The sequence below is a fragment of the Pseudomonas sp. LBUM1658 genome, assembly GCF_059716055.1.
Genome location: NZ_CP166798.1, coordinates 2,831,249 through 2,853,901 on the forward strand (window position 1 = coordinate 2,831,249; position 22,653 = coordinate 2,853,901).

Consider the following 22,653-nt stretch of genomic DNA (forward strand, 5'->3'; position numbering starts at 1 on the left):
CCGTTCCACCTTTCTTGTCGCAGACGGGGGGCGCCTCCGGCTTGGTCCGCGGTGCACCCACAACATCCCTTGCCAGTGCAGCACCGTCAGGCCATTGAGCCGTGGCGGTAGGTGTCGCGCGGAGGGCTGCGCAATCGCGGAGCCCCCCGCGCGTACGTCTCACCAGACTTTGACGGTGTAGGCTATCAGTACGCGGTTCTCATCGATATCGGTGGTGGCGTTGCTGCGGTAAGCCACATTGCGCCAGAGCAGTCCCAAACCCTTTAGTGTGCCGCTCTGAATCACGTAGCCAAGGTCGATGTCGCGTTCCCATGCGCGTGCCGCCTGGCCTGCGATGCGAAAGTCATCGGCGCTGATGTAGCGCGCCATCAAGGTCAGGCCGGGCACGCCGACGGTGGCGAAATCGTAGTCATAGCGCAATTGCCAAGAGTCTGCATCGGCGCGGACGAAGTTGTGGTAGGTGCCGTTGTTAAAGCCCCAAGGGTCGGTTCCCGAGAGATAAGACATGCCGGTGCGGCCGTTCTGTTCCTGATAGGCCAGGCTGAGGCGATGGCCCTGATCGAGGTAGCTGAACATTGCTCCCTGTAAGCGGTTGTCGACGTCGCTGCGGCCCTCGCCATTGCTGTCGATATAGCGCACGTCGGCTTTTAGCTTGGCTGTTTTGCCCAGCGGCACGGTGTAGACCAGGTTGGCGACGGACTGACTGTAGTTGTCCCTTAGTTCGGCGCGGTAGGCGGTCAATTGCAGATCGGGCAGCAGCGCATAACTGGCGCCGGCGTAGTTGAAGCGGTCGGTGGTGACGCCACCGCGGGAGCCGTCGGCGGACATACTCAAGTCGTCGTAGTTACCCGAATCGCGCTGGTGTACGGCGCGGAATTGGCCGCCGATGAGCATCAGCTTGTCGATGTCTTTCGACAGTACCTGGGCGCCCTGGAAGGTCTGTGGCAACAGACGAGTGTCGTTGCGCAGCGCCACTGGCAACACCGGTTCGTGGTCGCCGACGCTAATGTTGGTCTGGGATATACGCGCCTTGGCGGTCAGGCCGAGGAAGCTGTAGTCGTCGGCCGACTGGCCATTTTGCGGGTTGCGCCGCAGGGCGCCGGCACCGCTGGTGCCAGCGCCAGAGTCGAGCTTGAGGCCGGCCAGCCCCAAGGCGTCGAGGCCAAAGCCGACCGGGCCATCAGTGTAGCCGGAGTTGAAGCGCAGGAGGAAGCCCTGGGCCCACTCCTCAGCCTTGGACTGACTCTGGCCGTCATGCCTGGGCGTGTCGGGGCGGTCAGCGTCCCGGTAATCGCGATTTATGTAGAAGTTGCGGGTATCCAAACGCAGGTGACTGTCGTCGATGAAATCGGCGCAGGCCAGGCTGGGGAGCAAGCCGGCGAGGCAGGGCAGCAGCCCCTTGGGAGACGCGAGGAAGTGCATGTTGTTTACCTATAATTATTTTTGTGGCTGGTATCGCAACGGTTGTTGCATGACATAACGTCAGGTGAATCTGAACCGGCAAAGCACGCGCAGTGAGCCTGGGTAGGTCGCTCCAGACCCTCGGTGTTGGCTCGGCGACCCCGCGCCAGGCGAGCACAGTCCAAGTGCGACGGCCAGGCTACTCACCTGCGTTTTGTGAGACGAATAGATGCTTGCGTCATGGCTCAAAGCCTTGTGGTAGCGACAGCAGCCATGCATTGGCAATCGCTGCGGACAACTGGACTATAAGAGCCGCTCAGGAGCGCGGGTAGGAGCGCGCCAGCATCGCAGCCATGATCAAGCTGTATGCCAAGGAAGGCGTCTGGCGCATCCGCGCCTTCATGACGACGTGTGCCGCGACGTCGAGATTTGAGCCCGGACTACTGGGCACGATCACGTTCGCCGGCGTGGGCGGATAGCCCTGTGTTACGGACGCCAGGAGCCGTGCGGCAGCTCGACACCGCGTTCGGCTGCGGCCAGCGCGCGTTGCAGTCCTGCAGCAGCGAGGGGAATGCAATACGCCGGCATGGCGCGCTGAAATCGCCAGCCTTCGGCCAACGGCCCTGCGTCGACCACGTCAAAGCCGAACTGATCGATAAGGTCGGTGCAGATGCGCTTCGCAGCGGCGTCATCCCCTGCGATCGGCAGCGCACGCCGGGCAGGTGAACCGGCAGGTCGGGCGTCTTTTTCGAGATCCCCCTGCAAGATCGCGTTGAAGGCCTTCACGACTTTGGCGCCGGCAAGATGGGCGGCGAGAAGTTCGCTGGTCGTGGTCGCGTGGGTGTCGAGCGCTTCGATGCGTCCGTCGCGCTCGGGGTAGTAGTTGTTGGCATCCATCACGATCTTGCCGACAAGGGCCTCCACCGGAACCTGCGCATAATTCATCAGCGGTATGGCTACGATCGCGATCTCACCGAAACTGGCAGCCTCTAGCGCGGTGCCGACTTTGCAGCTGATTGCAACGGCGGTACTTCCCAGGGTCTTCGCGGCGCGCGAGTTGCTAAGCATCACCTCGTGGCCGTTCTTCACGGCCAATGTCGCAAGCGCGCGGCCGATGAAGCCCGCGCCGATGATTCCGATCTTCACGTGTTAACTCCTTGTGTAAAGGGATCTTGTCTAAATTGAGGGCTGAAAGTGGCGGCTATTTTCGGGCGTAGCGCCGCGCTTCAGCCCATCTTTTGCAACAGACTGAAGAATTCCGATGTGTCGTCCTGGTTCCAGAGCGTGTCGACGAGCTTGACCAGTCGGCGAGTGTCCTCCTCGCCCAGGGCTGGCTGTGCCGTCGCCAGGAAGCGATCGCGAACTGCTTCGGCATCGAGCCAGGGCACGTCCGCCAGTTCGCTGGCAATGCGCTCGCCATGCGCCATCTCCACCTCGACACGGGCAGGCTGAGCGGGCAAGGTCCGCTGTTCGAACACCGGGTCGATGCGCAATTCGGTCAGCCCGATCAGGCGCTGAAGTTCGGCATCGTCGCAGTCGCTGTAGATCGCGTTGTCAAGCTGGCCATGGCGCAGTGCAGCGCAGATCGCGTATTGGAAGCTCATCTTGCTCTGCTCGATGTGGCTGAAGGGGCCTGTACTGTCGCAGCCGGGATAGTTGCGGGCCGCAGAGAAGGTCGAAATGACAATCCGCCGGATCGCGCGGGTTTCTTGAGCACCCAGTTGCGCATGGAGCTGTAGCGCCGCTGCGGCCGCGGTCTGCACAAAGTTGCAGCCGGGCACGGGCTTGTGGGTGACGTCCAGCAGGCAGTTCGGGCCCTCGAGCCTGCGCAGGAACACCGAAGTAGCGCTCGTCGCGCTCCCCAGCGCTGCGAATAGACCGTCTTCACCTTCCAGGATGTCCGTCGAAGCGGTCAGGCCAGCTCGCGCCAAATCAAGCGCCACCAGCCCGTTGCGCGCAGCCATGCCGGCATGCACGTAGATCTCCTGACCGCCGGCCCAGGGCCACTGGTTCAGACCGGCCGCAAAATTTGCCGCGAATGCCAGCGCATGAACGGCGGTCTCCTCGTCGGTACCAGTGGCGGCGATGGCGCCTGCCGCCGCGCCGAACGGACCGGAAATGCCGAGCGGACGAAACCGCCGATTGGTCAACCCGGTCCGGGCGGAGATGCCCAGCGCGCCCATCAGGTGATAACCGGTCGCAATGCCTCGCACGAGAGCTGCGCCGCAGAGACGCTCGCGTTCCGCCAGTGCCAGCAGGGCCGGCAGGATCACCACACCCGGATGCGTGCCGCTGGGCACGTGCATGTCTTCGCGGATCAGGCCGTGCCCGAGGATCCCGTTGGCCAGGGCGGCATCCTCAGCGCTCACCTTCTGCTTCAGCCCCCATTGATGCGCTTCGGGCGCACTTCGGTGCGCTGCGCGATAGGTCTGCGTGGCGGCACCGACCGGGCTGTGCACAACCTCCAGGCAGCAGCCGAAGAAGTCCAGCAGCACCAGGGCGACCTTGCTTTTCGTTGCGGCATCGGGCTCAAGCTGCCCCATGGCCACGGCGGCCTGCGCAGCCCGGCGCGTTGCTGAGTCGGGCTGCTCGTTCATTATTTGATGTGTCATTTCTTTAGTTCCAATCGAAGCGCTCGCGGGCATCGGCGGCCAGCGGCCGCAGCGTGCCCGGCCGCGAGCCTCGGTGTGTCACTCGAGACTCGCGGTTTCGGCATGAAAGGGCAGGGCGGGTTCAGGCTCGCGACAGTGCGGTGCGCTTGATCGCGTCACTGGCTCGTGGCTCGCGTCGCACAAAAAAGAATACGCACAAGGCAGAGATAATCATCAACGACGAGATCACGTACATCCCGTAGGTGAGACTGCCCGTCGCCGTTTTGATTAACCCGATCAGGAAAGGACTCGTCATGCCGGAGAAGTTCGACAAGCTAGAAATTACCGCAATGGCTGCGACGCTCGAACGCGTCGAAAGCTGGGTGGTAGCCATGGTCCAAAAGATTGGCAGAGACGAGACGATCGCAGCCCGGGCGAAGGCGAACATTAAGATAGAAAGACCAAGGCTATGTGCCGTGAGGGTGGTCGCACTGAGTGCGAACGCTGCGATCAAAGCGGCAATGATGAAGTGCCAGCGCCGTTCCAGGTGCTTATCGGAATGGCGGCTATACAGAATCGTGCACACTATCGCGAGCGCGTCGGGGATCATCGCGTACAGGCCGATCTGCTGGAAATTGTCGACGCCAAGCTCTCGAATCACCGTCGGTAGCCAGAAGGCGAGCACATATGAACCGCACAGCATGCAGAACAGTACAAAACTTAGCAGGTAGACCTTCGGGTCAGCGAACGCAGAGCGGCTTTGCCTTCCGCTGGCCGTCGCCGCTGCTGCTGCTGCTGCGGCTGCTGCCGCTGCCGTCACTTCACCCAGTACCAGCGATTTCTGTGCATCCGTGAGCCAGTGCGCTTTCGCAGGGCTGTCAGCCAGATAGTAGTAGGCAAATATGCCGATCAGGCAGCACGGCAACCCCTCGATGACAAACATCCACTGCCAGCCTTCCATCCCATATATACCGTTCATGTTCTGCAGGATCCATCCTGAGACCGGGCCACCGACGATTCCGGCCGCAGCAGTGGCGAGCATAAACAGGGCCACGACTCGCGCGCGCCGCGCCGGCGGATACCAGAAAGTCAGATAAAGCAGCATGCCGGGGAACAGCCCCGCCTCGAACATGCCGATGAAGAAACGCACGACGTAGAATTGCATGGGTGTAGTGACAAACATCGTGCACGCCGACGCCAGTCCCCAGCCGAGCATGATGCGCAGCAGCGTCTTGCGAGCGCCTATCTTGTTCAGTAGCAGGTTGCTTGGCACTTCGAAGAGAAAATATCCGAGGAAGAAGACGCTCGCGCCGAGCCCGAAGACCGCGTCGGAGAAGTCCAGAGAGTGTTTCATCTGCAGCTGTGCGTAGCCGATATTGACGCGGTCTATGTAGTTCAGCATGTAGCAGACGAAGAGTAGTGGCACGATGCGCAGTGTGACCTTTCGATACACGCTGTCGCTCTCGGAACGCACGGTAGTGCTTGAGGCGGAGTTAGACATTGTTGTCTCCTTGGATATTCATTCGATCACCTGGGCGATGCAGTTCAGGTTTGATCCTGTGTCAGGCGCCCAGGGCGACCGCTTTCAAAGCCTCATGGATCTGGTCCGCTACGTCGATCCGGTTGTCGGCCCTACGCTTTTCCCGCTCCGCAGCCGATCGTTCAAACGGCACTCGCACCGGTGTTGCCGGATCAAGCGGGCGGGTATCGCGAAGGTCATTTGCAAATGTGCTCACGCGCTGCGCGTAATCCTCGGCGTCGGTGAAGAGTGCCGGATCAACCACGAGCATGAAGAAACCGCAGTCGCTTAGCTTGGGCGGTGCTGCGGATGCACCGCTCATCATGCCCAGCATTTGTACCACGAGCGCGAGTCCCGAGCCTTTGTGTCCACCCCAGGCGGCAAATGCTCCGGCAAGGGCCTCGCTCGGGTCGCGCGTAGGTTCGCCGTCCGGCGCGAATGCCACTCCATCCGGGAGCAATTGGTCCATACGCTGGGCTAATATCACTTCGCCAAGCATGATCGCCGACGTACCTATGTCCCAGATAACAGGGTTCCCGTCGCTCGGAAAACCAAAGGCAATCGGATTCGTCGAGAAGCGTCCTTCGGTACCGCCATGCGGCGCGACGCGGCGCCCGCCACTTCCGGCGGCGAAGCCCATGAAGCCCGCGGCCGTGATTTGCTCAAGGTAGTAGGAAAACATTCCCGTGTACCAAGTCTGGTTAGCGGTGATGACTGCAATGCCACTCGCGCGAGCCTTCTCGAGAGCGAGATCGGTGGCGCGCTGGGCAACCAGATAGCCAACCTGGTCACCTCCATCGAGCGCCGCAGAAACGGGCGACTCTTTGACGATCTTGATGGCTTGGCGCGGGGTTGTCGTTGCACGGATCCGTTCAATGACCGAAAGCGCCCGTGGCAGGCCGCCGAATGAGAGGCCGCGCAGTTCACAATCGATCAAATGGTCGGTGATAATGTCCGCCTCGGCCGAAGTATGACCGGTCGCGACCATGCTTGCATGGACCAACGCTCGCGCGTCGGGAATGCTAAGAATCATGTCTTTCTCCACTATTTATTGTTCTTATTTGTACGGTTTTTGTTGCGTCAAATGACGCAGGTACTGTCCCTCAAACGCTGTCCCAGGCTGCCAGCGATGGCACCGATTTCTGCAGGGTATGCCGTTCGATTTTCGCCGAGGCGGTTTTAGGCAGCTCCTCACGGAACTCGATGTAGCGTGGAACCATGAACTTGGGTAAACGGCCCTTCAGCCAGTTGTGCAGTTCGCTTTCGCTAAGCAATTGCGCGTCGCGCAATACGCCGACGAGATACACCTCGTCTTCGTTATCACCTGCAGGAACACCCAGAACCGCACATTCCACCAGATCGGGATGCTGGATCGCGATGGTCTCGACCTCGTAGGCGGAGATGTTCTCGCCCCGTCGGCGGATACGCTCTTTCGCGCGGCCGCAGAAGTACAGGTAGCCTTCGTCATCGGCGCGCATCATGTCTCCTGTGTGGAACCACAGATTGCGCCATGCACCGACCGTTGCTTCTGGCTTGTTGAGGTAGCCGTCCATCACGATGCCAGGCAGCTTCGGGCGTAGCACGAGTTCACCGATGGCGCCCGTCGGCACAGGCCGGTCATTCTCGTCGACGATGGCCGATTCCCAGTCATCCCCCACGCGGCCCGATGCACCCAGTTTTCGTTCGGGGAAGGGCGTGAACACCGTCATCCCGGTTTCCGTCATCGCGTGGGCTTCGACGAGCCGTACGTTGAAGCGTTCCTCGAACTCGGGGTCGTGATGGGCATTGAACATGACGCGCACGCGATGAGCGCGGTCGTCCGCCGAAGCAGGCTTGGCATTGAGGATCGGCGGGATGGTGAAAATGGTGGTGCTGATGGTCGCGTTCGCGCGACGCACGTCCTGCCAGAAGGTTGTGGCGCTGAACCGCGCAGCGATGTGCACCTGAGCTCCGAGCACCAGTGCGGGCAGTGTCGCCATCGTACGGGACATGCCGTGAAAGAGCGGTAGCGGTGTGAAGACGATATCCTCGGCAGTCATGCCTACCGCATTGATGAAGCTCTGCGCAGTCTGGAAGGTCAGCGATTGCGGGAGTATCACGCCCTTGGATGGACCCGTTGTGCCCGAGGTGTAGCTGATGAACGCGGCGTCGGTGGGTGTCGAAGGGGCGCATATCGGATCGCCGGTTTCGATCATCAGCGCGTCCCAGCTGAGCGACTTCGTACCCGGGACGGCGTCGTGCGCGCCACAGATCACCATTGTCTCCAGCGCACCGCGTTGCTGCGGTGCGAGGTTTGCGAACGCCGCTGCATAACCCGCGCTGGTAATGATGACGCGTGATTTAACATCGCAGGTCACGTAAGCGAGCATGTCGCCCGCGTAAGCGGTATTGATCGGCACGCAAATGGCATTGAGCAGGCTGAGTGCAAACCACGAAAAAATGAACTCGGCCGAGTTGTCCAACATCACCATTACCGGCTCTTGCGGCCCCACGCCAAGCGCGCGCAGCCCACGTGCGACTGACTGGCTTTTCAGGTGCGCTTCGTGGAACGAATACGTTCTTCCATCAACGTGCAGAAAAGGTTTGTTGCCGTGAAGCTCTGCGGCCTGGAAGAGCAATTTGCTAAGTGTTCGATCTTCGTGGGGGATCTGAAAGCTCATAATTTCTGACTCGGATTCATGGCTCAAGGCCTTGTGGTAGCGACAGCGTTCATGTGTTTGGAATCGCTGGGAGCACTTGGACTATAAGAGCCGCTCAGGAGGGCGGGTAGGAGCGTGCCCGCATCGCAGCCATGATCAAGTTGTATGGCAGAAATGTTCCAGTAGATGATTTGCATCAGCCGCGTTTGACCGGTTAGGGGCAAGGGGACAGCTTCCAGGTATGTGGTTTTGGTATCTCTGCCATGTCCGGATGCTGCTACTGAGGGTGGGGCGATATGCCTATAGTAGGGGCACAAGATCACTGGCGCAGATGCGCTTGCCCAACGAGGATGACACTCCATGCCGCCCTATTTGCCTGACACGATGCCCGTTCCGCAGCCCTCGCGCGATGACGCGCCGTTCTGGGACGCCTGCAACGAAAGCCGCCTGATCATTCGCCATTGCACCGATTGCAAGCGCTTCTCTCACCCGCCGATGCCAAGCTGTCCGCACTGCGCGTCTATTCGCATGGGTTGGAAAGAGGTCAGCGGAAACGGCACTGTGTACACGTACACCATCAGCCATCACCCGACACACTCCGCGCTCAAAGGGTCTGGTGCATACAACGTGGCGGTGGTGCTGCTCGATGATGCGGACGACGTGCGGCTAGTGAGCAATGTTGTGGATGTGGCGCCTGAGGACATGAAGATCGGATTGCCGGTCAGCGTGTATTGGGATGCCGTTTCCGGGGGAGTTCAGCTGCCCCGCTTCAAGGCGCGTATCGAATCGAATCAACCTGACAGGGGCGAATCATGAGTTTTCCGACCGCAGATGCACCCAAGCGCTTGCAGCCTTGCATCATCGGCGTTGGCGAGACCGTCTACACCAAACGCGGCGGGCATACCGACCACTCCGAATTCGAACTGTGCCTTGAGGCTATCCGCAATGCGGCCGCCGACGCGGGTATTGAGGCGAGTGCGATTGATGGCTATACCTCGTTTGGGTTCGAGCGACACGAGCCGGTGATGGTCCAGACCGCGCTTGCCGCGCCACGCTTGCGTTTTTCGTCGCTCGCGTGGGGCGGTGGTGGTGGCGGTTGCTCCGCGTCCGTAATGCTCGCCGCCACGGCGGTGGCTACCGGGCAGTGCCAATATGCAGTGGCCTATCGTTCGATCTGTCAGGGGCAGTACGAGCGCTACGGCGAGTACCGCGCGCGGCCGATGTGGGGATCGTACGTCGCACCTTTCGGGCTGATGTCGCCGGCGATGATGATGGCGCTCGTCTATCGGCGCTACCTGGAAGAGTCGGGTATGAACGCCGACCATCTCGCGGAGCTGGCTGTCACCATTCGCGGCAACGCGCAGAAGAACCCGCGAGCGGTGATGCATGGCCGGCCGATGACACGCGATGACTACTTCGCCGCGCGAATGGTCGCCGACCCGTTCCGGTTGTACGACTGCTGCCTCGAAACCGACGGCGCGTGCGCCGTGATCATCACCTCGGCGGAACTGGCTGAGAAACTGCAACGGCCCGCCGTACCGATACTTGGCGCAGCGCAGGCCAGCGGTGAGCGTTGGACCCTCGGGCCGATGGGTTCGCACAATGTGCCACTTGACACTTACGCGACCATCAATTCCAGAGATGTCGCCGCTGCGCTGTATCAGCAGAGCGGGCTGACGCCGAGCGACATCGACGTCGCGCAGATCTACGACGCCTTCACCGGGTTGATTCCGATGGCACTCGAAGACTACGGCTTCTGCCGTCGCGGCGAGACCGGCGCGTTCATCGAAGCGGGCGAGATTCGTGCCGGCGGCCGGTTGCCGATCAATACATCGGGCGGCCTGTTATCGGAAGCGTACCTGCACGGATTGAACCTGGTGATCGAAGGTGTGCGGCAGATGCGCGGCGAGTCGACTGCGCAGGTCAAGGACGCTCGTCATTGCCTTATCACGAGCGGCGGCGGCGGCGGCCACAAGAGCGGACTGATTCTCGGCCGTCGATAAAACCTACTCTTTATGGATTGGCGATAACCGACATGACCCACGAAATTCGCGCAGAGCTTGCGTTTCACTCCGATACCAAGCTTGGTGAGGGCCCCTTGTGGAACCCCGCCGACAATATGTTGTATTGGATCGACCTGATTGGTAAGCGCCTGTACCGGGGCAGCCCCCAAACCGGCGCAGTTGACTCCAAGTCGCTGCCCTATCGGTGCGCGCGCGTGACACTATGCACCGATGGTTCTTTGCTTTTCTCGTTCACGCGTGGACTCGCATTTGGTAGCTTCGAGAGCGACCATTATGTGCCCTTCGCTGCGAGCGGACTGATCTCGCCGCAGGAGCGTTACAACGATGCTGCGTGCGATTCGCGTGGCCGCCTCTGGACCGGTACCTATGACGTCGATCTCAAGGCACCGCTCGGCGGGATCTATCGTTTCGAGGGCGATCGGGCGTCCTGCGAGGCGACCGGTGTCCGGCTTGCCAACGGGCTGCGCTGGAGTCCAGATGAGCGCACGATGTACTTCGCGGATTCGCGTCCGGGGCAACTGTGGGCGTATGAGTTCGACCTCGACGAAGGGCATGTCGGCAAGCGCAGATTGCTTGTCGACTACACCGACACTGGCGTGAAGCCCGATGGCCTGGCAACCGACACCGACGGCTGTGTATGGATTGCCGAGGTGCACCGTTCGCGGGTGGCGCGCTACACGCCGCAAGGCAAGCTCGATTGCGTAATAGAGGTGCCGACCCGCCGGCCGACTTCGGTGTCGTTTGGCGGTGTCGACCGCAAAACGCTCTACATCACAACGCGAAATGACGGCATGACCGAGGCTGATTTCGCTACCGAACCGCATGCGGGATGCGTGTTCGCGGCGGCTTCGCCCGTGGCGGGTCTGGCCGAGCACGCGTTTCGGGTTTGACATTTAAGGCTATGGCGTCGCCGGCCCTTATGCAAAGAAAAAGCCTGCTCCCTGTTGATCCAGAGTGATAGCGGGCTCCTTTCGGTGACCGGCAGGGCGGCCGAAGAACAGATGGCCAAGGCGGGATGCACGGTCGCCAATACCGCCGCCGCCATGTATGCCTACAGCCGGCGCCATCCGAGTGCAACGATCAACTGTTTTCGAGTGAATACTGCCCCATGAAAATCCTGGTAGCTGTCAAACGCGTTGTGGATTACAACGTCAAGGTTCGCGTCAAGGCGGACTATTCCGGCGTCGACCTCGCCAACGTCAAGATGTCGATGAACCCGTTCTGCGAAATCGCCGTGGAAGAAGCAGTACGCCTGAAAGAGCAAGGTGTTGCGACTGAAATCGTCGTCGTCTCCATTGGTCCGTCCACTGCTCAAGAGCAGCTGCGTACCGCGCTGGCGCTGGGTGCCGATCGGGCCATCCTCGTCGAATCCGCTGATGAATTGAACTCCCTGGCCGTGGCCAAATTGCTCAAGGCTGTAGTCGACAAGGAACAGCCACAGCTGGTGATCCTTGGCAAACAAGCCATCGACAGCGACAACAACCAGACCGGCCAGATGCTGGCTGCGCTGAGCGGCTACGGTCAGGGCACCTTCGCCTCGAACGTCGAAGTCAGCGGCGACAGCGTTGCCGTGACTCGCGAAGTCGACGGCGGCGCGCAGACGGTTTCCCTGAAACTGCCAGCCATCGTCACCACCGACCTGCGTTTGAACGAGCCGCGTTATGCGTCCCTGCCAAACATCATGAAAGCCAAGAAGAAGCCTCTTGAAGTAGTGACTGCGCACGCGTTGGGCGTTTCTACCGCCTCCACCACCAAGACTCTGCAAGTCGAAGCGCCGGCTGCACGTAGCGCGGGTATCAAGGTCAAGTCGGTGGCTGAACTGGTCGAGAAACTGAAAAACGAAGCGAAGGTAATCTAAATGACGATCCTGGTTATTGCTGACTATTCAACCGACCAGCAGGACAACAAAGTGCTGGCTCCGGCCACGCTGAACACCGTTGCTGCGGCCGTGAAAATCGGTGGCGACATCCACGTACTGGTGGCAGGTCAGGGCGCTGGCGCCGTGGCTGAAGCCGCGGCGAAAATCGCTGGCGTGGCTAAAGTGCTGGTGGCCGACAACGCTGCCTACGCTCACCAGCTGCCGGAAAACGTAGCGCCACTGGTGGCCGAGCTGGGCGCTGGCTACAGCCACATCCTGGCGGCTGCTACCTCCAACGGCAAAAACATCCTGCCACGCGTCGCCGCTGCGCTTGACGTTGACCAGATCTCCGAGATCATCTCGGTGCAAAGCGCTGACACTTTCAAGCGTCCGATCTATGCCGGTAACGCCATCGCTACCGTGCAATCTTCGGCTGCGATCAAAGTGATCACCGTGCGGGCCACCGGTTTCGACCCGGTGGCCGCTGAAGGCGGTTCGGCGTCGGTTGAAACCGTTGCTGCTGCCCACGACGCGGGCATTTCCAGCTTTGTCGGCGAAGCACTGGCCAAGTCCGATCGTCCGGAACTGACCGCTGCCAAGATCGTCGTTTCCGGCGGTCGCGGCATGCAGAACGGCGACAACTTCAAACACCTGTATGCCCTGGCTGACAAGCTCGGCGCTGCCGTCGGTGCTTCCCGCGCCGCGGTCGACGCAGGGTTCGTACCCAACGACATGCAGGTCGGTCAGACCGGCAAGATCGTCGCGCCTCAGCTGTACATCGCCGTCGGTATCTCCGGCGCGATCCAGCACCTGGCCGGCATGAAAGACTCCAAAGTGATCGTTGCGATCAATAAGGACGAAGAAGCGCCGATCTTCCAGGTGGCCGATTACGGCCTGGTGGCGGATCTGTTTGAAGCGATACCCGAAATGGCTGCCCTGGCCTGATCACCGACCGACCGGAGCGTTTTCTATGAACAGTATCGATTTTTCAGCCTGGATCGGGCGTCGCCTGGAAAGCCATGAGCGGATCAGCTTCAACCTGGTCAAGCGCATTGCCGCGACGTTGAGCGAAGTGGCGCCTCAGCCCGGCGAACCGCTGCCGCCACTGTGGCACTGGGCGTTCTTTCAGGAGCCGGTCGCCGCCAGCGAACTGGGCGCGGATGGGCATCCCGCACTGGGTGGTTTCCTGCCTCCGGCGTACAACCGCAATCGCATGTGGGCCGGTAGCCGTATCGAGTTTTACCAGCCGTTGAAAGTAGAAGCCGAGGTGACCTGTGTCTCGACCGTTCTCAAGGTCGAAGAGAAGCACGGTCGCACCGGGTCGTTGCTGTTTGTCACGGTGCGTCATGAGTATTTCCAGGAGGGCGAGCGTGCCCTGCAGGATGAGCAGGACATCGTTTACCGCGAACCCACACAGCCCAAACTGAGCGGCACCGAGGCACTACCCGAGGGCCAGTGGCAGGAACAGGTCGAACCGTCCCCGACCCTGCTGTTTCGCTACTCGGCGGTCACGTTCAACGGCCACCGGATTCATTACGACTGGCCTTACGTCACCGAGACCGAAGGCTATCCCGGCCTGGTGGTGCATGGCCCGTTGATTGCCACCTTGAACCTGCGTGCCTTTACCCGAGCACACCCGACTGCGCGCCTGAAGCGTTTCACCTTCCGCGGCCTGCGCCCGTTGATTTCACCGCAATCTTTCGAAGTGGGCGGACGGTTAACCGACACCGGCAAGGCGCAGGTCTGGGCGGGTAATCAGGAAGGTACTGCGCAGGTCGGAGAAATCGAGTTCAGCGAGGGAGCAACAGCATGAGTACTTCGATTGTTCGCTCGGCCCTGTTCGTCCCGGCCACTCGCCCCGAACGCATCCCCAAAGCCATCGCCAGCGGTGCGGACCGGGTCATCGTCGACCTCGAGGATGCCGTCCAGGAAAATCTCAAGGAACAGGCCAGGAAAAACCTGGAGCGCTTTTTGAGTGAAACCCCGGACGCTCGAGTACTGGTTCGTGTCAATGCGCCAGATCATTGGGCTCACGAGGCAGACCTGGAGCTTTGTCGGCGGCACGCCGGCGTGACCGCGATCTTGCTGCCAAAGGCAGAAAGTGCAGCACAGGTGCTCAATGCAGGCAGCACCGGCAAACCGATCTGGCCGATCATCGAGAGCGCCAAGGGTTTGGCGGCACTCAGCTCGATTGCCAGCACCCAAGGCGTTGAGCGTTTGTCGTTCGGCAGCCTCGATCTAGGCCTGGACCTGAACCTGACCACCGGCAGCCGTGCCGCCGAAGAGGTGCTCAGCCACACCCGCTATGCCGTGTTGCTCTGCACACGGGTTGCCGGCCTGGCTCCGGCGCTGGACGGTGTTTTTCCCTCCATCCAGGACACCGCAGGCCTGCATGATGCCGTTCAATATGCCCGCGACATGGGTTTCGGTGGCGCGTTGTGCATCCATCCGAGCCAAGTAGCAATCATCCATCAGGCGTTAACACCCAGTCCTGAACAGTTGCACTGGGCGCAACGCATTATCGAGGCCGCCAGCTCAGGAGAAGGCGTCTTCGTGATGGATGGGGAAATGGTCGATGCCCCCGTCATTGGTCGTGCGCACTCCATTCTGGCGCGCGCGACCTGACTCAACGGCGACGCCTTTGCTTCGAAGCTGCGCATCATTCCCACCTTGCAGGACGGTGTCATGACTCATGTTTCCAGCCTTACCCATGCCATTTCGATCAACCCCAGCAATGGCGAGCAGATCGGCTACTACCCATTCGAATCCGAGCCGGCACTGGAGGCTGCACTTTCACGCACCTTTACCGGGTTCTCCCTCTGGCGACGTAAACCCGCGGAACAACGCTCACAGTTGTTGATCGCCCTGGCTCAGGCATTACGCGGCAACGCAGAAACGATGGCGAAGATGATCACCCTGGAAATGGGCAAACCCACCATTCAGGCACGCGGTGAGATTGAAAAGTGTGCGCAGCTTTGCGAGTGGTATGCCGAACACGGGCCCGCCATGCTGACCGCCGAACCCACGCAGGTTGAAGGTGGGAAGGCGCGCATCGAATATCGCCCGCTCGGTCCGATTCTCGCCGTGATGCCGTGGAACTTCCCCATCTGGCAGGTGCTACGCGGCGCCGTGCCAGCCTTGATCGCCGGCAACACCTACGTCCTCAAGCATGCGCCAAACGTGATGGGCAGCGCCTATCTCCTCCAGGATGCCTTCAAACGCGCCGGCTTTGCCGAAGGCGTTTTCGAAATCATCAATGTCACGCCGGACGGTGTCTCCAGCGCGATCGCTGATCCACGCATCGCCGCGGTGACACTCACCGGCAGCGTGAGAGCCGGCATGGCCATCGGAGCTCAGGCCGGGGCGGCCTTGAAGAAGTGTGTGTTGGAATTGGGCGGTTCCGATCCGTTCATTGTGCTCAACGATGCCGACCTCGACGAAGCCGTCAAAGCCGCCGTGATTGGTCGCTACCAGAACACCGGGCAAGTCTGCGCGGCCGCCAAACGGCTGATTGTCGAGCAAGGCGTTGTCAAGGAATTCACGCGCAAGTTCGTCGAAGCCACCCGCCAGTTGGTCGTCGGCGATCCACTGTCCCCAGACACTTACATAGGCCCCATGGCCCGCTTTGACCTGCGTGATGAACTGGACCGGCAGGTCCGTGACACACTGGAAGAAGGCGCGACGTTGTTGATGGGCGGCAGGAAGGCTGATGGCCCTGGCAACTTTTACGAGCCCACTGTGCTCAGTGAGGTTACCGACCAGATGACCTCGTTCAAACAGGAACTCTTTGGCCCGGTGGCCTCGATCATCACCGCGCGCGATGCAGCCCATGCGCTGGAACTGGCCAATGACAGCGAATTCGGACTCGCTTCCACCATTTACACGCGCAATATCGAGCTAGCCCAGCAGCTGGCGGGCGAGCTTGAAACCGGTGGTGTTTTCATCAATGGCTATTGTGCATCCGACCCACGCGTCACCTTCGGCGGCGTGAAGAAAAGCGGTTTTGGCCGTGAGTTGTCGCATTTCGGGGTGCGGGAATTCTGCAATGCCCAGACTGTGTGGCTGGATCGGCGCTGACCGCATCAATAAGCTTGGGAGCGTTTGCTCCAGGGCTTTTCACAATTATGAACCTATGCTGTCAAGCGCATTCAGCGGTGCTCTAAGAGCGTTCACAGGGGTCACAGCTTGGTCTGGAAGGGTAAAGGCAACTCTGGAAACCCGACGATTATTTCAAGGCAATTACAGCATCCGATATGGGTAGTGTCGCAGACTTGCCCCTATTTGCGGTTTCTCCTGTCCTTTGGGCCCGATATCCAGTGTTGATTGCCTTGGGCTTTACTCCGGCCCTGTGCGCCACAATGCTCAAGCCGTACAAACCGGGCCAGCATGGGAAGAAGGGCTTCTTCGGCTGGTTCAACCACACCTTTGACAAGAACACCCTGCGCGCAGCGTCAGTTGTTGTCCTCGCGGCAAAAACTGCTCAGCGATCGACTGTTACAACTCGATAGCCAAGTGCAGTTGTACAAGGCCTTGGGAGGAGGCTGGGAGCAGTCAGCCCTTGAGAGCCATTCAGTAAAAAATTAAACCTCTGTAAGTGCCGGGATTAGGAGCCCGGCATTCTCGTAGCAGCCTTCTTTCGAAGTTCGCCTTTCATCCCCACAGCATAGGGCATTGCCTGGCTGGGCCAGCAGCTCCCGGGGCCGTTACGTCGTGCAGTGACGGCTATCAACCACCACACGACGACCTTTGCGCTTACATGCAGGCTTGATTCCTAGCCGATGGCACGCTCAAAAACGTAATGGTTGCTGGCTCCAATGTGAGCTCGCCGCCAGCAGTCGCCGAGCCTTCCATCGCTGGGATGGAATCGTTGGCGCCAAGTCGCAGCGAGGTGCCATTGAGCATGACGGTCTTGTCGGTCAAGCTTGCCGCCGCCAACGTATAGCGGCTTGCTGCGTCAGGGATGGTCAGCGAACTGGCCTTCTGGCGGTCGGTGTTCAGCACAAGCATCCCAACGCCACCGGGCACGCCGCGCAAACACTGTGCATAGACATGCAAGCCGGCGCGGTTGGCAAACCCCGCATCAAGCACCGTGGTGCCCATGAGTCGACGCCACAGCAAGGCGCCCCAATAGCTGGGCTTGGGCTCGAAGGTGTTTTCGTCCAGAAGCCCGTAGTCGCTGGCGACCAGGGTATTGTGAAATACCACCTCTACCTCTTGGCGAGCGAGCCGCCCGAGTTGGTCAAGGTAGCGGAAAGTGTCCAGGAAGGTGCCCCCCCAAGGATTGCCGCCGCAGCCCGAGTCAGCCGTCTCGGTGTTCCAGAAGGGCTTGCCCGGCATGCTCTTGTCGCGTACGTCGCGGTAGAACGCGAGTGTCTTGTCGGTACGGCCCATCCAGTCTTCGGAGAGGGCCTGGTCGGCACTTGTCTGGGAACCTTGATCCGCACAGCGCTGCGATGCAGCACCATAATGGTGGTAGGAAAACGCGTCGGCGTCCGTTGTCGAAGCCGCAAGCTCACCTGCTCGCAATGGCTTGTGGGCGTATCCGGCAATGGTGGCCCAATCCGCATACGATTCGCCGACCGAGCCCGGCGCGAGGAGCTTGGTGTCCGGATGCTCCTTGCGCATAAACGCTTCGAAAACCTTGAAGTCACGCCCGTACGCCGACGCATCGTAGCCTTCAGGAGCGCCGCCCATGGCCGCCAGAGTAGGCTCGTTCATGTACTCGACCGCCGCCACTGTTCCACCATGGGTTTTGGTGAAGTCGAGCCAGCGGCGGGCCTGATCGGGTTGCCAGATTCCGTCGGGTCCACGCGTGCCCATGCCTATCGGCATCGACGTGACGATAGGCGCGTTGACTGCTTGCGAGAACTCAATCCCGGCTAACCACTGCTGGCGCGTGAGCACACCACCGTAGCCCTCGGGCGGGTTCTTGGGCGGTGTGTCGGTGTCGGCGAAATAGGTCGTGTTGGCCCAGGTGCCGCTGATCCGCATGTAGGCGGGAGCGAGCGCTTGAGCCATCGCTCGCAAGCGTTTATTGTCGAGGTCGAGCGGCGCACGATATTGGTAGAGGCCAGGATCCATTCCAGACGGCGTATCGCCGGCCGGTGCGTCGCCGTCCGAGGAGGATGCGCCGATTTCGTTATACGGTTTCCAGAATTTGCCACCTGTGACCTCTAGCATCTCGACATTGTACGACTGATAGCGCTCATCGACCGTACCGACCGCTTTCATGGTGCTGGGGGCAAGTCGTTCATACGTACCCTCCTGCGCCTGCGTCATCAGAGGCATCGCTGCCAAAGCGCTAAGCACAGCACTCGCCAGAACGTTCTTGCTGAATGGGAGCATCATCTACCTCACCTTGTGCGAATTGTGCGGGGCATCGGAGCTGTTCCTTGGTTCCAACGCACCCGCATAGTTGCGGCATGCTGTTCATCACAAACAAATTCGCCATTCAGAGTAGGCCCGCGTCGCTCAGCTCGGAAGCAGGTACCACGGCTTCTCCGGCACTGACCGCCGACAGGCGGCCGTCCTGAAAACACAAAAGGCGCGCTCCAAAGCGTGCGCCTTTTTGTACTCGCACGAACGTTAATTTGCAGTGCGTGTTTCGCTCATCAGGACCGGTCATTTCGCTGACGAAATGACCGGTTCTTTCACCCGATGGCGCGGGGTGACCAAGCTGAACGCGCTGGGCTCAGCTCATCTTCGGCTTGGCAGGCGCGCTCACTGGCAGGCTGCATTGTTGGCACTGGGGACGCTAAGAAACGTAATGCTGGCGGGCTGGAGGGAGAGTTCGCCGCTGGCAGTTGCTAATCCTTCCATTGCTGGAAGGGCATCGTTTGCGCCAAGTTGCAGTGGCGTACGATTCAGCGAGACGGTCTTATCGGTTGGGCTCGCTGCCGCCAGGGTGTAACGGGTTGCTGCGGCCGGGAGGATAAGCGAGTGGGTCTTTTGCTGATCGGTATTGAGGACCAGCATCGCCACACCGCCGGGCACGCCGCGCAGGCAGTGTGCATAAACGTGCATGCCGGCGCGGTTGGCAAACCCTGTGTCAAGGACCGTTGTCCCCATCAGGCGGCGCCACAGTAAGGCGCCCCAGAAATTCGGCTTGGGTTCGAAGGTGTTTTCGTCCAGGAGCCCGTAATCGCTGGCGACCAGTGTGTTATGGAAAACGACGTCCACCTCTTGGCGAGCAAGACGGCCAAGCTGATCGAGGTAGCGGAAGGTGTCCAGGAAGGTGCCGGCCCAAGGGTTGCCGCCGCAGGCCGTGTCCGCCGTCTCGGTGTTCCAGAACGGCTTGCCGGGCATGCTCTTGTCGCGCACATCGCGGTAGTAAGCGAGCGTCTGGTCGGTGCGGCCCAGCCATTCTTCGGAGAGTGCCTGGTCGGGAGTTGTCTGGAAGCCTTGATCCTTACAGCGCTGCGATACACCCCCGTAATGGTGGTAGGAAAACGCGTCGGCGTCAGTTGTCGAGGTTGCAAGTTCACCTGCTGGCAGCGTCGCCTGGTCGCCGTATCCGCCCACGGCGACGGCCCAATCAGCGTACGATTCGCCGACCGAGCCCGGCGCGAGAAGCTTGGTGTCCGGAAATTCCTTGCGCATGAAAGCGTTAAATACCCGGTAGTCACGGCCGAACGCCGCCGCGTCATAACCTTTGGGGGCGCCGCCCATCGCAGCCAACGTGGGCTCATTCATATACTCGACAGCCGCAACGGTTCCGCCATGTGCCTTGGTAAAGCCGAGCCAGCGGCGGGCTTGGTCGGGCCGCCAGAGGCCATCGGGGCCACGGGTGCCGACGCTTGTCGGCATTGAGGTAACAATGGGTGCGTTTACGGCACGCGAGAAGTCGATCCCTGCCAACCACTGTTGGTGTGTAAGCACACCCCCATAGCCCTGGGGCGGTTCCTTTGGCGATGAGTCCGTGTCGGCGAAATAGGTGGTGTTCGCCCAAGTGCCGCTAACCCGCATGTACGCTGGGGCAAGCGCCTGGGCCATGGCGCGCAACCGCTTGTTGGTAAGGTCGAGTGGGGAACGATACTGGTAAAGGCCGGGATCCATTCCTGCGGGTGCATCCCCGCTTTGGGCTTCGCCCTCTGTCCCCGCAGAGGCCGCGGCCTTTTTAATGTCTTCGTACGATTTCCAGAATTTGCCGCCGGTTACCTCAAGCATCTCAACGTTGTAGGACTGATAACGTTCGTCAATCGTGCCGATGCCCTTCATGGTGCTTGGGGTGAGTTGTTCGGACAGTTGGTCCTGCGCCTGGGTCATGTGCGGCATAACCGCTATGGCGATGAGGACAGCACTCGTCAACGTGCTGATTCGAAAATGGGCCATGATGTGTCTCTCCTGAAGCGCACTCAAAAGCGTGCGTTTGTGGTGTGACATGTAGGGGACCGGATGTCTTGATTTCCAGATACTCAACGTCTATATCCCAACGCCAGCGTTCTGCCGAAGGGGGCGTACCGTACTGATATCGAACGCTTCTAAATCAATGATGGTCTCGGCGAGCCTCTTCAAACTACGTCGATGTCAGAGGGAGGCAGGGTGGGTTGGGCGAAACTGAAAATAACGCCAAGGGGCTTGCTGGTGCCATCAACGATGCACACTTCCAGCTACCGGCCGAATCAGATGGTGTTGTCGTTACACCGTGAAAACCAGTCGCGATGAGCTCTCATTCAGCCAGGCACTTTCCACATCCTGCAATGCCACCGCTTCAGCGGCAATCGAAAGCCCTGCACTGCTGATTGCACGTAAAACTCCGCCCACCGCTTGGACTAGACCAGCGTTGGAAACGCTACCCAAGCCGCTGCCCATCAGCTCCAGGCCGGAACTGCGCAGCAGTGAGCCTGGAAGATTGATGTTGTTGCCAGTCAGCGAGCCTATTTGCACGAATCGAATTCGCGGCTCGCCTAAGTGATTACCTTGTCCGGCAGCCGCATGCAGCAAGCATTCAGCCGAAGGGCCCCAAAGGTAGTCGAGTACTACGTTTACTTTATGGGTATGCAATGCTTCGCGAAACGAGGCTTTCAACTCATCTGCGGGTACGTCGAGAGGGATCAATATGTCGGCGCCCAGTGCAGCTAATCCTTTTACGCTTTGAGCATTGCGGCCGGTGACGATGACCTTTGCCGCGCCAAGGTGTTTTGCAATTTGAATGGCCAAGCGTCCCGACGCGCCGGTTGCGCCGTTAATCAGTACATTTTCGCCAGGAAGAAATTTTGCCCGGTCCAACAGGGCGGTCCATGACGACATGCCGGGGTTGCCGATAGCCGCTGCCGTTACATCATCCACGTCATCGGGGATGTCTACGCAGTTCTCCAGTTGCACAACGCTGGTCTCAGCCATCGAGCCAAACAGTTTTCGCGGAAAGGCGAAGTACACCCGACGCCCGTCGGGTAGCAGGCCCACGCCATCCACGCCTGGAACCAAGGGCAATGTCTTGCCGCTGCTGTAATGACGACCCGATGCTTGGGCCTTGACCAGTTGACTGAGTGCTGCGGCTCGAACCTGGACGAGAGTTTCGCCGGCTTCGGCCGCCGGAGTGGTGAAATCGTCGTAACGTGGCGGCGCGTTGAAATCGTGGACTACGGCAGCTTTCATGCGGCAATTCCTAAAGTGTTGGATGCAAGATGTGCGATCGCACAGGCTTCGCTGAAGCCGAGCTGCAATTTAATTGGGTGAGTAGGCGAGAAATTGCCGGGCTGCTTCGGAGTCCATATTGAGCGCCCATTCAGGCTTGGTGGCAGTCAGCTCTCCGCTCATCCAAGACTTCAAATACGACACGGAAAATGTCACACCTGCTTCACACATTTCTCTACTGCAACCCAGGCTTGCCAGGGTCAGGCGCACACACGCGTCCATGTAGTTATTGGGGCGCTCAACGCCTTGTTGAATGGCCTGTATGCCATGCGCTGAAGAGCCCATGAGGAAGTCCGTTGCAGCGTCGATGCGGTCGAACGTAAAGTCACCTGAGGCCTTACCGTTCTCAAGGTCCTTGGCCATGTACTCCGCGACGAGCGTGTTGTGCTGCCACGCATCAACACGGGTGACAAAACCCGCCCATTTTGGATCGAGCAGGGCACGCACCAGGAAAAGCCTGGACGCAACGGCCGCGCGCTGCCAGGGCTCGGTCAGGACGTCATAGACCGGAAGGATGTCGGTGGTCATCTGGTTGTTGAGCTCCTGGCCGATAGCCACGAGCACCTGATCCAGCGAATCGAAATAGTTGTAGAACGTGCCCCGCGATACGTTGGCTTCACGAATCACATCATCAATGACGGGAGTTGCCCCACCCGGCGCTGCGAACACGCGCATCGCCGCATCAAGCAATTTACTGCGCATGACTTGACGTTTTTTCTTGGCGACTTTTGGACGGTGGTCCGATATGGCCGGGGGTGTTTCTTGTGTTTGCACGATCTAGCCTCAAGCGATGACTTGGCGTCAGAGTGACAATTTATAGGTTATTTTTCAGAATGACAAATATGTCTAAATAAACCTTGCGCGGCGTAAATTCTTGTCCTACATTCAACTCAATTGTCGGAATGACAATATCGTCATAAAAATAATAGGAGACGAAAATGTTCAACCCCTCACATCCCGCCGCCCGACCTCATCCAACGTCCCC

General features: G+C 60.0%; 19 protein-coding genes and 2 pseudogenes. 11 read left to right on the forward strand and 10 right to left on the reverse strand.

Translation table 11 applies throughout. The annotated features are described in order from the left end of the window. Positions 1 to 159 precede the first annotated feature (159 nt). Positions 160 to 1,422 (reverse strand): OprD family porin, encoded by a 1,263-nt coding sequence (locus ACA064_RS13045; protein WP_497673712.1) that lies wholly within the window; start codon positions 1,420 to 1,422, stop codon positions 160 to 162. Positions 1,423 to 1,754: 332 nt separating this feature from the next. Here ACA064_RS13045 and ACA064_RS13050 point away from each other — a divergent pair, with 332 nt between their 5' ends. Beyond that, on the forward strand, positions 1,755 to 1,880 hold the full coding sequence (locus tag ACA064_RS13050; protein WP_497456044.1) for a hypothetical protein: 126 nt from the start codon (positions 1,755 to 1,757) through the stop codon (positions 1,878 to 1,880). 7 nt (positions 1,881 to 1,887) lie between these two features. Here the strand turns inward: ACA064_RS13050 and ACA064_RS13055 are convergent, their stop codons facing one another. From ACA064_RS13055 to ACA064_RS13075, 5 genes are all read right to left on the reverse strand, one after another. Then, positions 1,888 to 2,547: an NADPH-dependent F420 reductase gene (locus ACA064_RS13055; protein ID WP_497673713.1), complete on the reverse strand. Its 660-nt coding sequence runs from the start codon at positions 2,545 to 2,547 to the stop codon at positions 1,888 to 1,890. 80 nt (positions 2,548 to 2,627) lie between these two features. Then, on the reverse strand, positions 2,628 to 3,998 hold the full coding sequence (locus ACA064_RS13060) for an MmgE/PrpD family protein (RefSeq protein ID WP_497673714.1): 1,371 nt from the start codon (positions 3,996 to 3,998) through the stop codon (positions 2,628 to 2,630). A gap of 136 nt (positions 3,999 to 4,134) precedes the next feature. Then, the gene (locus ACA064_RS13065; protein WP_497673715.1) at positions 4,135 to 5,493 is read right to left on the reverse strand and encodes an MFS transporter; all 1,359 of its coding nucleotides are present in this window, start codon (positions 5,491 to 5,493) and stop codon (positions 4,135 to 4,137) included. 61 nt (positions 5,494 to 5,554) lie between these two features. Further along, positions 5,555 to 6,544, reverse strand: coding sequence for an Ldh family oxidoreductase (locus ACA064_RS13070; RefSeq protein WP_497673716.1), 990 nt, complete (start codon positions 6,542 to 6,544; stop codon positions 5,555 to 5,557). A gap of 70 nt (positions 6,545 to 6,614) precedes the next feature. Continuing rightward, positions 6,615 to 8,171, reverse strand: a complete 1,557-nt coding sequence (locus tag ACA064_RS13075) for an AMP-binding protein (RefSeq protein WP_497673717.1) — start codon at positions 8,169 to 8,171, stop codon at positions 6,615 to 6,617. 339 nt (positions 8,172 to 8,510) lie between these two features. Between ACA064_RS13075 and ACA064_RS13080 the strand changes: the two genes are divergently transcribed. The 10 genes and pseudogenes from ACA064_RS13080 to ACA064_RS13125 all read left to right on the forward strand — a co-directional run. Then, positions 8,511 to 8,966 carry a Zn-ribbon domain-containing OB-fold protein gene (locus ACA064_RS13080; RefSeq protein ID WP_497673718.1) on the forward strand — a complete coding sequence of 152 codons (456 nt, stop codon included), beginning with the start codon at positions 8,511 to 8,513 and terminating at the stop codon, positions 8,964 to 8,966. Beyond that, positions 8,963 to 10,153, forward strand: coding sequence for a thiolase C-terminal domain-containing protein (locus ACA064_RS13085; protein ID WP_497673719.1), 1,191 nt, complete (start codon positions 8,963 to 8,965; stop codon positions 10,151 to 10,153). The genes ACA064_RS13080 and ACA064_RS13085 overlap by 4 nt, the downstream gene beginning before the upstream one ends. Positions 10,154 to 10,185: 32 nt before the next feature. After that, a complete protein-coding gene (locus tag ACA064_RS13090) occupies positions 10,186 to 11,064 on the forward strand; it encodes an SMP-30/gluconolactonase/LRE family protein (RefSeq protein WP_497456052.1) in 879 nt (292 codons plus the stop codon). A gap of 7 nt (positions 11,065 to 11,071) precedes the next feature. Then, positions 11,072 to 11,232, forward strand: a pseudogene (locus ACA064_RS13095) (CoA transferase); the annotation flags it as partial. Positions 11,233 to 11,282: 50 nt separating this feature from the next. Further along, the gene (locus ACA064_RS13100; protein WP_497673720.1) at positions 11,283 to 12,032 is read left to right on the forward strand and encodes an electron transfer flavoprotein subunit beta/FixA family protein; all 750 of its coding nucleotides are present in this window, start codon (positions 11,283 to 11,285) and stop codon (positions 12,030 to 12,032) included. Continuing rightward, complete coding sequence (locus ACA064_RS13105) at positions 12,033 to 12,977, forward strand: electron transfer flavoprotein subunit alpha/FixB family protein (RefSeq protein ID WP_497673721.1); 945 nt, start codon at positions 12,033 to 12,035, stop codon at positions 12,975 to 12,977. Between the two features lie 25 nt (positions 12,978 to 13,002). After that, positions 13,003 to 13,845, forward strand: a complete 843-nt coding sequence (locus ACA064_RS13110; protein WP_497673722.1) for an HTD2 family dehydratase — start codon at positions 13,003 to 13,005, stop codon at positions 13,843 to 13,845. Continuing rightward, positions 13,842 to 14,657, forward strand: a complete 816-nt coding sequence (locus ACA064_RS13115; protein ID WP_497673723.1) for an HpcH/HpaI aldolase/citrate lyase family protein — start codon at positions 13,842 to 13,844, stop codon at positions 14,655 to 14,657. Before ACA064_RS13110 ends, ACA064_RS13115 begins: the two co-directional genes overlap by 4 nt. A 60-nt stretch (positions 14,658 to 14,717) precedes the next feature. Next, positions 14,718 to 16,109, forward strand: a complete 1,392-nt coding sequence (locus tag ACA064_RS13120; RefSeq protein WP_497673724.1) for an aldehyde dehydrogenase family protein — start codon at positions 14,718 to 14,720, stop codon at positions 16,107 to 16,109. 239 nt (positions 16,110 to 16,348) lie between these two features. Further along, positions 16,349 to 16,477 (forward strand): annotated as a pseudogene (locus tag ACA064_RS13125) (efflux RND transporter permease subunit); the annotation flags it as partial. A 307-nt stretch (positions 16,478 to 16,784) separates the two neighbouring features. Here the strand turns inward: ACA064_RS13125 and ACA064_RS13130 are convergent. The 4 genes from ACA064_RS13130 to ACA064_RS13145 form a co-directional block, all read right to left on the reverse strand. Continuing rightward, positions 16,785 to 18,380 carry a hypothetical protein gene (locus ACA064_RS13130; protein WP_497673725.1) on the reverse strand — a complete coding sequence of 532 codons (1,596 nt, stop codon included), beginning with the start codon at positions 18,378 to 18,380 and terminating at the stop codon, positions 16,785 to 16,787. Positions 18,381 to 18,752: 372 nt separating this feature from the next. After that, the gene (locus ACA064_RS13135) at positions 18,753 to 20,363 is read right to left on the reverse strand and encodes a hypothetical protein (RefSeq protein ID WP_497673726.1); all 1,611 of its coding nucleotides are present in this window, start codon (positions 20,361 to 20,363) and stop codon (positions 18,753 to 18,755) included. Between the two features lie 306 nt (positions 20,364 to 20,669). Next, on the reverse strand, positions 20,670 to 21,629 hold the full coding sequence (locus ACA064_RS13140) for a quinone oxidoreductase family protein (RefSeq protein WP_497673727.1): 960 nt from the start codon (positions 21,627 to 21,629) through the stop codon (positions 20,670 to 20,672). A 69-nt stretch (positions 21,630 to 21,698) separates the two neighbouring features. Further along, complete coding sequence (locus ACA064_RS13145; protein ID WP_497673728.1) at positions 21,699 to 22,442, reverse strand: TetR/AcrR family transcriptional regulator; 744 nt, start codon at positions 22,440 to 22,442, stop codon at positions 21,699 to 21,701. Positions 22,443 to 22,653: the final 211 nt, after the last annotated feature.

Bases quoted from the DNA above. Each gene is read 5' to 3' on its own strand.
- ACA064_RS13050 (WP_497456044.1), top strand. From the start codon at position 1,755: ATGATCAAGCTGTATGCCAAGGAAGGCGTCTGGCGCATCCGCGCCTTC.
- ACA064_RS13105 (WP_497673721.1), top strand. From the start codon at position 12,033: ATGACGATCCTGGTTATTGCTGACTATTCAACCGACCAGCAGGACAAC.
- ACA064_RS13115 (WP_497673723.1), top strand. From the start codon at position 13,842: ATGAGTACTTCGATTGTTCGCTCGGCCCTGTTCGTCCCGGCCACTCGC.
- ACA064_RS13080 (WP_497673718.1), top strand. From the start codon at position 8,511: ATGCCGCCCTATTTGCCTGACACGATGCCCGTTCCGCAGCCCTCGCGC.
- ACA064_RS13070 (WP_497673716.1), bottom strand. From the start codon at position 6,544: ATGATTCTTAGCATTCCCGACGCGCGAGCGTTGGTCCATGCAAGCATG.
- ACA064_RS13130 (WP_497673725.1), bottom strand. From the start codon at position 18,380: ATGATGCTCCCATTCAGCAAGAACGTTCTGGCGAGTGCTGTGCTTAGC.
- ACA064_RS13045 (WP_497673712.1), bottom strand. From the start codon at position 1,422: ATGCACTTCCTCGCGTCTCCCAAGGGGCTGCTGCCCTGCCTCGCCGGC.
- ACA064_RS13135 (WP_497673726.1), bottom strand. From the start codon at position 20,363: ATGGCCCATTTTCGAATCAGCACGTTGACGAGTGCTGTCCTCATCGCC.
- ACA064_RS13060 (WP_497673714.1), bottom strand. From the start codon at position 3,998: ATGAACGAGCAGCCCGACTCAGCAACGCGCCGGGCTGCGCAGGCCGCC.
- ACA064_RS13090 (WP_497456052.1), top strand. From the start codon at position 10,186: ATGACCCACGAAATTCGCGCAGAGCTTGCGTTTCACTCCGATACCAAG.
- ACA064_RS13100 (WP_497673720.1), top strand. From the start codon at position 11,283: ATGAAAATCCTGGTAGCTGTCAAACGCGTTGTGGATTACAACGTCAAG.
- ACA064_RS13120 (WP_497673724.1), top strand. From the start codon at position 14,718: ATGACTCATGTTTCCAGCCTTACCCATGCCATTTCGATCAACCCCAGC.
- ACA064_RS13085 (WP_497673719.1), top strand. From the start codon at position 8,963: ATGAGTTTTCCGACCGCAGATGCACCCAAGCGCTTGCAGCCTTGCATC.
- ACA064_RS13075 (WP_497673717.1), bottom strand. From the start codon at position 8,171: ATGAGCTTTCAGATCCCCCACGAAGATCGAACACTTAGCAAATTGCTC.
- ACA064_RS13140 (WP_497673727.1), bottom strand. From the start codon at position 21,629: ATGAAAGCTGCCGTAGTCCACGATTTCAACGCGCCGCCACGTTACGAC.
- ACA064_RS13110 (WP_497673722.1), top strand. From the start codon at position 13,003: ATGAACAGTATCGATTTTTCAGCCTGGATCGGGCGTCGCCTGGAAAGC.
- ACA064_RS13065 (WP_497673715.1), bottom strand. From the start codon at position 5,493: ATGTCTAACTCCGCCTCAAGCACTACCGTGCGTTCCGAGAGCGACAGC.